General features: G+C 67.9%; 9 protein-coding genes and 2 pseudogenes. 5 read left to right on the top strand and 6 right to left on the bottom strand.

What is annotated here, in order from left to right:
* Nucleotide 1: 1 nt before the first annotated feature.
* On the bottom strand, nt 2–1,288 hold the full coding sequence (locus B9H04_RS12115; protein WP_085682744.1) for an HD domain-containing protein: 1,287 nt from the start codon (nt 1,286–1,288) through the stop codon (nt 2–4).
* 137 nt (nt 1,289–1,425) lie between these two features.
* Between B9H04_RS12115 and B9H04_RS12120 the strand changes: the two genes are divergently transcribed.
* Nucleotides 1,426–1,830 (top strand): universal stress protein, encoded by a 405-nt coding sequence (locus tag B9H04_RS12120; RefSeq protein ID WP_049933119.1) that lies wholly within the window; start codon nt 1,426–1,428, stop codon nt 1,828–1,830.
* 105 nt (nt 1,831–1,935) lie between these two features.
* On the opposite strand, the gene B9H04_RS12125 is transcribed toward B9H04_RS12120, so the two are convergent.
* The 5 genes and pseudogenes from B9H04_RS12125 to B9H04_RS12150 all read right to left on the bottom strand — a co-directional run.
* Entirely contained in the window at nt 1,936–3,168 is a 1,233-nt protein-coding gene (locus B9H04_RS12125) for an HD domain-containing protein (protein WP_049933120.1), read from the bottom strand.
* Nucleotides 3,169–3,187: 19 nt separating this feature from the next.
* Nucleotides 3,188–3,742 (bottom strand): helix-turn-helix domain-containing protein, encoded by a 555-nt coding sequence (locus B9H04_RS12130; protein WP_049933122.1) that lies wholly within the window; start codon nt 3,740–3,742, stop codon nt 3,188–3,190.
* 83 nt (nt 3,743–3,825) lie between these two features.
* Nucleotides 3,826–4,892 (bottom strand): annotated as a pseudogene (locus tag B9H04_RS19215) (phosphoribosylamine--glycine ligase); the annotation flags it as partial.
* 12 nt (nt 4,893–4,904) lie between these two features.
* Nucleotides 4,905–5,905, bottom strand: a protein-coding gene (locus B9H04_RS12145; RefSeq protein ID WP_139835081.1) for an IS630 family transposase whose coding sequence is annotated in 2 segments (ribosomal slippage) — nt 4,905–5,413 and nt 5,413–5,905 — 1,002 coding nt in all. Because the reading frame shifts where the segments join, the coding sequence is not laid out codon by codon here.
* A gap of 35 nt (nt 5,906–5,940) precedes the next feature.
* Nucleotides 5,941–6,192: pseudogene (locus tag B9H04_RS12150) on the bottom strand (phosphoribosylamine--glycine ligase); the annotation flags it as partial.
* Between the two features lie 119 nt (nt 6,193–6,311).
* Here B9H04_RS12150 and B9H04_RS12155 point away from each other — a divergent pair.
* The 4 genes from B9H04_RS12155 (at nt 6,312) to B9H04_RS12170 (ending at nt 10,947) form a co-directional block, all read left to right on the top strand.
* On the top strand, nt 6,312–7,118 hold the full coding sequence (locus tag B9H04_RS12155) for an alpha/beta fold hydrolase (protein ID WP_049932954.1): 807 nt from the start codon (nt 6,312–6,314) through the stop codon (nt 7,116–7,118).
* A 1-nt stretch (nt 7,119) separates the two neighbouring features.
* Entirely contained in the window at nt 7,120–8,724 is a 1,605-nt protein-coding gene (locus tag B9H04_RS12160) for a class I adenylate-forming enzyme family protein (RefSeq protein ID WP_080508618.1), read from the top strand.
* Between the two features lie 105 nt (nt 8,725–8,829).
* Nucleotides 8,830–9,804: a hypothetical protein gene (locus tag B9H04_RS12165; RefSeq protein ID WP_085682745.1), complete on the top strand. Its 975-nt coding sequence runs from the start codon at nt 8,830–8,832 to the stop codon at nt 9,802–9,804.
* A 441-nt stretch (nt 9,805–10,245) separates the two neighbouring features.
* Nucleotides 10,246–10,947: a helix-turn-helix domain-containing protein gene (locus B9H04_RS12170; protein ID WP_049932952.1), complete on the top strand. Its 702-nt coding sequence runs from the start codon at nt 10,246–10,248 to the stop codon at nt 10,945–10,947.
* Nucleotides 10,948–11,138: the final 191 nt, after the last annotated feature.

Consider the following 11,138-nt stretch of genomic DNA (forward strand, 5'->3'; position numbering starts at 1 on the left):
CTCACTCGAACTCGTCGAGCGTCGTCGGCATCGCGCCGCGCACCTCGGTCACGAGCCCGTCCGGGTCGAGGCCGAGCACGTCCGCGGCCGCGCGGCCGACGCGGTCGGTGGCCGGTGCCGGGGCGTACACCCCGAGGCGCCACTGGTTGCGCTGGGCGGTCCGGAGCGCGGAGACGAGCGGCGACTGGCGCTCCAGCCGCCGGATCTCGCCGTTGACGGTGACGCGAGCGGTCGACTCCCGCATTGTCGGCTCGGGGGGCACGTCGAGGATCACGTGGTCGCGGGCGACGCCCGCCTCCGCGGCGATCTCGCGTTCGAGCGCCGTCTCGGCCGCGCTGTCCGCCTCGTGGACCCGCTCCGGCACGTCGTCGTACTCGGCCCACACCGCCAGCTTGTACAGGTCGCGCTCGTCGTACCGCCGGGAGAGCTCCGCGGTCCCCGGGCAGTCGCGGATCGCGGCGAGGAAGTCGTGGTCGTCCATCCGGCGCAGCTCGGCCGCCGTCGTCGCGGTCGCGTCGAGGAGTTCGCTCGCGGCCCGACGCAGCATCGCCTTCGATATCCGCGCGACGTGATGGGTGTAGACGACCGGGTTCATCAGCGCGCGGGCGAGGAGCAGGCTCTCGGCGGTCTGGACGTTCCCCTCGTCCAAGACGAGCTCCGGGCCGCGGCGGTCCGGGGTGTCGCCGTCGGTGGCGGCGCTCTCCCCGCCGTCCGCGACCTCGCCGCGCTCGACGAACGTCAGCTCACGGACGAACCGCTCGGTGTCGATCGTGCCGTACGGGACGCCGGTGTGGTAGGCGTCGCGCACGAGGTAGTCCATGCGGTCCACGTCGAGCTCGCCCGAGACGAGCCCGGCGTAGGGCCCCTCGCCGGCGACGATGTCGGCGATCCGGTCCGGGTCGAGGTCGTGGTCGCGCAGCACCTCGCCGACCGCGCCGGTCGCGAGCAGCTCGTCGACGTCGCCGTGGTACTTCCCGGTCCGGCGGTGGGTGAGCGATTCGAGGTTGTGGCTGAACGGGCCGTGCCCCACGTCGTGGAGCATCGCCGCCGCCTCGATGCGGTCGGCGCGCTTCCCCTCGATCCCGAGGTGGTCGAGCGCGCGGCTCGCGAGGTGGTAGACGCCGAGGCTGTGTTCGAACCGCGTGTGGTTCGCGGAGGGGTAGACGAGCTGGACCGTGCCGAGCTGTTTGACGTGGCGGAGCCGCTGGAGGGCGGGGGTGTCGACGAGGTCCGCGGCGACACCGTCGATCTCGATGTGGTCGTGGACGGTGTCCTTGACCGTGATCATGCGTCCGGCTTCGGCGGCAACCGGTAAAAGGCTGTGAGTGTCGCTCCCGCCGCGGCGGCGCCGGAAGCCGCCGGTCGGCTCCCGTCAGCCGCGAATCCGTGGCACGGTTTATGAGGCGACCGTGCGAAGTGTCGCGTATGTACGACGTGTTGCTCGGCATCGGACTCGACGACGAGCCGCGAGCGATCGCACAGGCCGAGGCGGTGATCGACCTCCCGGGCGATCCCGACGAGGTGACCGCGCACCTCTGTCACGTGTTCCGAGACAACCCGGAAGGCGCGTCGGTCCACCAGATCGGGACCGTGCGGCGCGCCCGGGAGATTCTGGAGGACGCCGGCGTGAACTGCGTCCACTACGAGGCCAGCGGCGATCCGGGCGAGGAGATCCTCGCGGCCGCGACCGACATCGACGCAGACCTCATCTGCGTGTCCGGGCGCAAGCGGAGTCCGGCCGGCAAGGTGGTCTTCGGCAGCACGACGCAGGCGCTCGTGTTGAACGCCGACCGACCCGTGTTGGCGGTTCCGGGACCGAACGAGGAGTGACGCCCGCGGTGTGCGATCAGGGGCGGCGAAACTGAGCGCGCGGTCGCGGCGGAAGCGAGAGCACGCCGCGGCGCCCGAGCCCCGGGGCGTCGCCGTCGGCGGGGGTCAGGGAGCGGGCCGCTCCGTCGCGCGCAGTCCCAAGACTTCCCGCGCCGCGGTCGCGACCGGGTCGACGCGTTCCGCGGGACAGTAGACGCCGAGCGTCCAGCGGCGGCGCTCGGCGGCGCGGAGCCCGGTGACGAGTTCGGAGGCGTCCTCCAACCGCTGCGGGACGCCGTCGACGACGACGGCGGAGCCGGACTCCTTGAGGGTCGGTCGCGAGGGAATGTCCACGATCACCGCGTCGCGGTCGACCCCCGCGGCGTCCGCGATCTCGCGTTCGGCGGTCCGCTCCTCGGCGCGCCCCGCGTCGACCGTGCCAGCCGGCACTTCGTCGATCCCCGCCCACACCGCCCGCTTGTAGAGGTCGCGCCGCTCGATGCGCTCGCCGAGCGCCGGCACGCGCTCGCGGAGTTCGACGAGGAGGTCGTGGTCCGCCATCCGGCGGAACGCCGCCGCGTCGGTGTCGGTCCGGCCGAGGTAGCGCTCGCAGGCGCGCTCCAGCATCGCGCCCGCCACGCGGGAGACGTGGTGGCGGTAGACGACGGCGTTCATCAGCGAGCGCGCGACGAGCAAACTCTCCGCGGTCGCAACGTTCCCCTCGTCCAAGACGAGGTCGACAGCGTGGCCCGGATCCGAGACGAGGTCGGCCGACCCGCCGGCCCCGTCCCCGCCGACCAGCCGGAGCTCCGTGACGAGCCGGCCGGTGTCGACGGTGCCGTACGGGACGCCCGTGTGGTGGGCGTCGCGCACGAGGTAGTCCATGCGGTCCACGTCGAGCTCGCCCGAGACGAGGGGGCCGAGCGCGCCCGCGCCGTCGATGAGGCCGGCGACGCGCTCAGGGTCGAGCCCGTTGCGTTCGAGGACCTGACAGACCTCGCGGTCGGCGTCGGTGAGCAGCCACCCCACGTCGTCGTGGTCGCGGCCGGTCGCGCGCCGGATGATCCCCTCGGTCTGGTGCCCGTACGGGCCGTGTCCCACGTCGTGGAGCATCGCCGCGGCGCGGACGTGCGCGGCGGTGTCGCCGTCGACGCCGAGTCCATCGACCGCGCGGCCCGCGAGGTGGTAGACGCCGAGGCTGTGTTCGAACCGCGTGTGGTTTGCGGAGGGGTAGACGAGCCGGACCGTGGAGAGCTGCTTGATGTGTCGCAGCCGCTGGAACGCGGGGGTGTCGACCAGCTCGGCGGCGAGGTCGCCGAGCCGGACGTGCCCGTGGACGCTGTCTTTGATCGCCTTCATCCGCGCGTCTCGGTCAGAGTCACTCGTCGACGACGTCGATCCCGAATCGCTCTTCGAGCGCGCGCACGACAGAGCCGCCGACGTTGGCGGTCGCGGCCCGGCCGTCCTCGACCGCGAGGAGGTCGTCCTCGTCGACTTCCAACTCGGCCGCGACCTCCTCGACCGTCAGCCCGGCGTCCTGCCGCGCCTCGGTGACGACGTCCCCGTAGCCGGAGACGAGGTACGGCAGCCGGTCCGACTCGTAGCTCGTCCCCTCCTCCTCCCAGCGCTTCGAGTCGCCGGTCGCGGAGTCGTACATCTTCGCCTGTTTCCGGGCGAGCTCCTTGTTCCGGCTCTCCGTCGGCTGCGACTCGGAGCCGGCGCCGCCGGGGCTCCCGCCCCGCGACCCGCCGCTCGGACCGCCGCGGTCGCTGGGGGCGTTGCCGGCGTCGTCGTGGGGGCGGCAGTTCGAACACACGAGCAGCTTGGCGCCGGCGACCGTCGCCTTGCGGAGGTCCGCGGTCTCGCGCCCGCAGAGCTCGCACGCGTCGCCGTCGTCGCCGCCGCCGCCGCCGCCCGTCGAGTACTTCGGCATACCACGTGTAGTTGCGCCGGACCGTTAAAAACTCGTGGAGCCTCGCGGCCCCGTCTCGGGCGCCGGTCGGACCGACCCGCGCGTCACGGGCCGAGGTACCCCCACGCCTGAAGCCGGTCGCCGTCGCCGTCGATCCAGCGCTCGCCGATGTCGTCGCGGTAGTACATTTCGGCATCACGACGTCGTCGATGCGCCCGTACGCCCGTTTGCGCGCCGCCCCCATCGTCTCTCCTTTCCCGGTGACGACGATCGGCATCCCGCTCTCGCCGGCGACACGCCACTGGCCGTCGACCCGCTTCGTGTCCTCGATGTGGATCCCCGCTCTGTCCGCGGCGTCGAAGACGACGGCGGCGTTCCGCGAGTTCTCGTCGTACGTCTGCTCGTCGTCGAACGGGAACGGCGGCAGCACGACTCGCACGGCGATCTGGTAGCCGTCGTGGAGGTCGGGCTCGGGCTTGTCGCCGTGCGCGAGGTCGTGGAAGAACTCGGCCGTCGACGACTCGATCGACTCCTCCTGGAGGGCGATCGTCGGGTATCCGAACCGCGGCGTGAACTCCAGCGGGTAGATCCCCGTCTCGTTGACGATACAGTTGATGTCGATGCTCCCGACGTACCCCTCGTCGGCGAGCCACCCTTCGAGCTTCCCGAACGTCTCTCGAAAGAGCCTGTTCCGTCCCGCCCAGAACATCGAGGCCCCCATCTCGTCGGTCGAGGGCCCGATGTTCCCCGGGAACAGCTTCTTGTGCTCGAAGTTGAAGTTGACGCGGTCGACAAACTCGCTCCCGTCGAAGAAGCCGCAGATCGCCACCTCGACGCCCTCGACCTTCCGCTGGAGCTAGAACCCCTACATCCGGTGCCCCCACGCCTCCTTGTACGCGCGGAGGACGTCGACCACGTCGCCCCCGTCGTCCTCGTCGCCGACGTACAGCAGGCGCTTGACGTTTTGTACCTCGCCGAGCGGTTTGATCGCGTAAGATCCGGGGTTCCGTTGGACCTGCTGGATACCGGCGTCGAACTCGCGGAACACGTGGTGTTCGACCGTGTTGACGCCGTGGTCTTCGAGCACCTCCGTCGCGTAGCCGCGGTCCTCTTCGAGGCGGTCGGTGTTCGGCGTCCCGCCGACGACGGCCTCCCCCTGTTCGCGTCGTTCCTATAGTAGTTGCTAGAAATAATTACTCACTTTTGGAATCGAGAGTTGATCAAGAGCACTGTCGATCGCTGTTGTAAGTTCGTCGAGTGAGTCGAAAAAGCGGTTGCTGAGAGCTGCTTGGAGCTGTCTCCAGCATTCCTCGACAGGATTCAGTTCCGGCGAATATGATGGGAGCGTCACAAAGGCGAGGTCGTCACGGGCCGCGAGGTCCGTGACGGCCGATGCCTGAAAATACGGTGCTCCATCGAGAACGACAATCAAATCATCTTCAAATTCTTCACATAGTGCTAAAATGAAATGTTTTGCGTGATCAGCGGTAATGTACTCTGTAAATCGAGAGAAGAAGCGATCACCGTTTTCGGTGATCGCGCCCAGCAGACACGTCCAGTCCCGTTGACCAGATAATTCGACAGAAGGCCGCGTGCCGCGCGGAAACCACGCGGCACGCGGCTCGACTTGGACCGATTTTTTGGTTTGATCGATACAGACTACTGTGGCGTCCATTTCCCGCCGCTTTTTTTGATCTCGTCGTAAAACTCATGTTGCTCATCTTCGTCGGATTCAGACGCTGAACGGCGTGGTTTTTGATAACTCAATCCCGCTTCTTTCAACAACCGCCGGCAGCTTGGGATTGAGTAGTCGACGCCGTACGTTTCTTCAAGATATTCTTGTGCGAGCGCCGGCGTCCACGCCGGCGCGTCAACGCCGATCTCTTCGGGTGATTCGTGGACTGTTTGTTCAAACTCTTGTTGCTGTTTTTCTGAGAGTTTTCGTCTTCGACCAGATCGGTAAGCATCTGTAACAGCTTGTTCAAGCGGTTCGTCGGTATCGAGTCGGTTAAGCCAGTTATAGATCGTTTTTCGCTCTGTGTCGTACCACTCGGCAAGTTCGGTTTGCGTGACGCCGTTTTTGTACGCGATCGCAGCTAACAGCCGTTGAGTCGGCTTGTTTCCATCAACATTGTCAAGCGCCTCTTGGAGTTCTTCGACGGAGACCTCGTTGAGGTGATCCATTACAGGCAGCATATATCTCTGAGTAAAAAGTTCTACCGACTACTATAGGCGGGTTCGCACGTACCGACGCCGGAACCGACCCAGATGTCGTCGAAGACGGTCACGTCGGCCCAGTCGACCTCGGCGCGCCAGTCGTCAGTCTTCGGGACGAACCCGTCGCCGATCTACTGGTCGCTTTCGGCCTCGACGTAGTACTTCACGTCGTGGCCCTCGCGGTGAACCTGCCACGCCAGATCGGCGATCAGCGCGGCGTCGGCCGAGACGAAGAGGAAGGCGGCGTCGTCCATGCGGGGCGGTCGCCCGGGAGGGACTTGAGTGTGTACCGCGTCGCTCGCGCCGGTCCGACCGGGAGACGGTTGAAACGTTAACGCCCGGGTTGATGAGGGACGGCGTGGTCGATCCGAGTATGCCAACCGTGACACGGGACGGCGTGACGATAGACTACGCCGTCGACGGGGATCCCGGGGAACCGACCGTGCTGCTGCTCGAAGGGCTCGGGTACGGCCGGTGGATGTGGCGGTGGCTCGCCGAGGCGCTGGCCGACGACTACGAGGTGCTCCGGCCGGACAACCGCGGGACCGGAGACTCGGACGTGCCGGACGGGCCGTACACCGTCGCCGAGATGGCGGCCGACGCGGCCGCGGTCCTCGACGACCGCGGCGTAGAGGCGGCCCACGTCTGCGGCGCGTCGATGGGCGGGATGATCGCGCAGGAGTTGGCCCTCTCCGACGACCGGGTCGCCTCGCTGACGCTGCTGTGTACCTCTCCCGGGGGCGACGACGCGGCACCGACCCCGCCCGAGGTGCAAGAGCACATCTTCTCCGCGCCCGAGGACGCCGACGCCCGCGAACGGATCCGCTACCTGATGGAGCCGGCGGTCTCCGACGGCTTCTACGACCGCGAGCCCGAACTCGTCGACCGGATCGTCGACTGGCGGCTGACGGGCGACGCGACCCCGACCGGCCGCGAGGCGCAGGCGGCCGCGGTGGCGGCGTTCGACGCGAGCGACCGGATCGGCGACCTGTCCGTCCCGGCGCTCGTCCTCCACGGGACGGCGGACCGCGTGCTGCCGGTCGAGAACGCGGAGCTGCTCGCCGAGCGTCTCCCGCACGCGGAGGTCGACCTGTTCGACGGCGGGCCGCACCTCTTCTTCGTCGAGGAGCGCGAGCGCGTCAACGACCGAATCCGGGCCTTCCTCGGCGGGGTCGCCTGAGATGGCGACCGGAAACGATCCGCGGGGAGACGACCGTACGGAGGAGGTCGGCGCCGAGTCCGACCCGCGACCGCACCCGCACGGCGACCGGGGGTACGACTGGGTCGGCTCGCTGTCGGCCCGCCGCGCACGGCTCTCGCCGGACCGCGTCGCCGTCACCGACACGGCCGCGAACGCCGAGTACACCTACGCGGAGCTGGACGAGCGCGCCAACCGGACCGCGCGCTTCCTCCGCGACGCCGGCGTCGAGGCGGGCGACCGCGTCGCCGTCGTCTCCCGGAACCGCGTCGAGCTCGTCGACCTGTACTTCGCGACCGGGAAGACCGGGTCGGTGCTGGCGCCGCTCTCCCACCGCCTCGCGGAGCGCGACCTCGCCGCGGTGTTGGGCACCGTCGACCCCGAGTTGCTCCTCGTCGAGGCCCCGTTCGGCGGCGACGTCATCGACGCGTTAGAGCGGGCGGACGTCGAGCCCGCGGTCCGCTCGATCCCGACCGACGGCGACGACGCGTGGCGCCCGTACACGCGGGATCTGCCCGGGGACGGCTCGCCCGTCGAAACCGCCGACGTGTCGCTCGCGGACCCGCACCTCCTCTTACACACCGGGGGCTCGACGGGCACGCCGAAGGAGACGGTCATCAGTCACGGCGCGATCCGCTGGAACGCGTTCAACACGATCACCGCGTGGGGGCTCCGCGAGGACGACGTGACGCCGATGGTGTTCCCGATGTTCCACACCGGCGGCTGGAACGTGCTGACGGTCCCCTTCTTCCAGATGGGCGGGCGGATCCTCCTGAGCCCGGAGGTCGACCCCGGCCGCGTCCTGCGCGACGTCGAGCGCGAGTCGGCGACGACGCTCGTCGCGGTCCCGGCGGTGTTGCGGATGATGGCCCGCCACGACGAGTGGGACGCCACAGACCTCTCCTCGCTCCGCTTCGTGAAGAGCGGCGGGGGCCCTTGCCGCGAGAGCGTCATCGCCGCGTGGCGGGACCGCGGCGTCGAGATATCGCAGGGGTACGGCCTCACCGAATGCGGACCGAACAACTTCGCGATGCCCGACGACTTCCCGCCGGAGAAGACCGGGAGCGTCGGCGTCCCGGCGCTCGCGGTCGACGCGCGCGTCGTCGACGAGGACGGTCCCGTGCCCGACGGCACCGTCGGCGAACTGGAGCTCGCCGGGCCGGCCGCCGCGGACCGATACTGGGACGAACCGGAGGAGACGGCCGAGACGTTCGGCGACTGGGTGTCGACCGGCGACCTCGCGCGCGTCGACGAGGACGGCTACTACCACATCGAGGGGCGCAAGAAGAACATGTTCGTCTCGGGCGGCGAGAACGTCTACCCGCCCCGCGTCGAGGACGCGCTCACCGACCACCCGCGGATCGAGGAGGCGGTCGTGATCGGCGTTCCGAGCGAGCGCTGGGGGACGGTCGGGAAGGCGATACTCGTCGGCGACGAGTCGCTCTCGCTCGACGACGTGGAGTCGCACCTCGCCTCGCGGGTCGCCCGGTACGCGGTCCCGAAGGCGCTGGCGTTCGTCGACGAGATGCCGACCTCCGGCCCGTCGAAGATCGACCGCGCGGCGCTGAAAGAGCGGTTCGGCGAGTAGGCGAGGCGAGGAGATCGGCTCGGAGCGGGGCTGGCGGGCGGAGAGCGCCGCGCTCGGAGTGAGCAGTAACAATTTTTTTTGAAACGCGGAGTAGACAACCGGTGTATGGCCTCCACACGTCGTGCCCTCCTTGCGACCAGCGGACTCATCGCGACCGCGGGGTGTGTGAGACCGATATTCGGGCCCGCGCACGACAAGATCGGATCGCTGTCATTGCGCGCCCAGACCCCCTCGACCGTCGCCGAGCGGACCACCACGCCGGTGACAGTTCGTGCGCTCGGCCCGTACGGACACACCCTTGTTCGGCGTGTACTCGACGACGGATCGGCGTCCTATACCGCTGCCGACACGCTGGTTGCCAAAGGAGAGATCGTCCAGCAGGACGGAGCGTTCTACGAACTCACTCACGAAACGACGGGGCATACGCCGGCGATGGCCTATCCGATCGAATTCGAGGCGACAGTCCCGGCGACGACCTCGGTCGACGACGATGAGACGGTCTCTTTCGATGCCCTCCCGGCGGTTGATCGAAGCGCCCTCCGAACCGGTCTCATAAACGAACTCTGGCGGAGACTCTCCCGGACCGAGGGACGCGTCTCCGGCGATGGGGGACTGGTCTATCCGGCGACACCAAGCGGACCAACGGAGTCGCTGGTCGTTCCGACTCCCGAGTATGATACCGTCCACTACGGAGACGGACAGCTCCGGCTCTCGGTTACCGGCGAGGCGACCGAGACGCGCTTACACAGCTACAGACTCGAAGGCTCGACGGTCGCCACCTCAGAAGAGGCCTATGTATCCGATGTCCTTGCGCGGTCTCGGACGGACGCCGTAAAACTCGAAGCGTCGACACTCACCGACCGCCAACACGATATTCTTCAGGCGGCAATCGATCAAGAGTACGGCCACGATCAGCCGATCGACGACGCGTCATCGGCGTACCGGACGCTCGTTGTGCGCCTGTTCGCCTCTGATAGCGACCGCGAATCGGTTGATCTCGTTGACCTGTCGGGTAGTGAGGCAATGGTCGTCTACGACGGGACACTGTATCGGGCGAGCTACACTGTCAGTACCCCCTGATCACGACCTACCCGGTCGTTCAGGAATCATCGTAGTACTCGCCGCGGGGCTTCTGCTCGCGATCAAGTTGACCGTCGAGCTTGTTGATCCGTGGACCGCGGCTTCGTGCGTCCCGTCGGAAGCTGATGCCAAGCGCCTCAAGGAAGGCGTTCACACCCTCGCGCATCGGCTGTGGGGCCCCGACTGTCCGTGTTCGCCCGACGTGTCTCGAAGACGATCGGTCGGTCGGCGACCCGATCGGTGACAGAGGGGTTGCGATCAAACAGCGTTTCAGGCTCCTCGGGCGCAATCTGCGTCTGCGAGGGGTCGCGCGTACGCAGTGACGAGGTCGACCGAGACACCGGGGGCGACGGCTGTTATGACGTGCCAGACAAGGTTTTGAGTCTTCACCGAGCGTTCCACAGGAACAACCGTTATATACGCGGGGGATAAGGTCGTGTCATGCTCGACGTCACGATGGATATGGAGCAGTTCGACTGCCCGTTCATCGACACCTCCGCGGACCACGACGTCTCCTTCTCCGCTATGCACTGGCAGCTGGACACCGCGGCGGAGCAGCTGGAGACGCGGCTGCTCGTCGAGTCGCCGGACCGCTACGAGCTCGGCGAGGGGCTCACCGCCCTCCGCGACCACGAGAATATGGCCGAGTACCGGCTGTTCTCGAAGCAGGACGGGACGGCGATCATCCGGACCGTCATCGAGGAGACGAACGCGATGTCGACGATAACCGACCACGGCGGCTACATCACGGGCCCGTTCCTGATCGAGGACGGGTCAGAGCGCTGGCAGGTCGGGTTCGACGACGAGGCGACGACGGAAGCGGCGCTCCACGACTTAGAGAAGGGCAACGAGTTCGTCGTCGAGGACCGGTCCGAGCTCTCGATGGAGGCGCTGTTCGACACGATGCGGAACGCGAACGCGGCCTCGACGATGCTGGACGCGTGCCGCGACCTGACCGACGTCGAGCGCGAGACCATCGAGACGGCCGCCGACGCGGGCTACTTCGAGTCGCCCCGCGAGGCGACGCTGTCGACGCTCGCGGACGAGTTCGACGTCTCGACCGCGGCCGTCTCGAAGAACATGCGCCGCGGCGAGAAGAAGTTGCTCCGCAGCGTCGTCGCCGCGCTCGACGGGCTGGAGTAGACCGGGGACGCGGCGACACGACCGAGGCGCCGCGGTCGTCGGACCGACGGCTCGTCGTTCGGAAACCGCGGTTTCGGCGCCCGTTTTCGGCGTATTCTCTCGACACCCCGCGGTCTGTTAACATCTTAACTCGGCCCTTCATGGTGGTGTCCGGTGTCGAACACTGTATGCGAGACGAACACACGAGGCGC

Source organism: Halorubrum ezzemoulense DSM 17463 (assembly GCF_002114285.1).
Classification (GTDB): domain Archaea; phylum Halobacteriota; class Halobacteria; order Halobacteriales; family Haloferacaceae; genus Halorubrum; species Halorubrum ezzemoulense.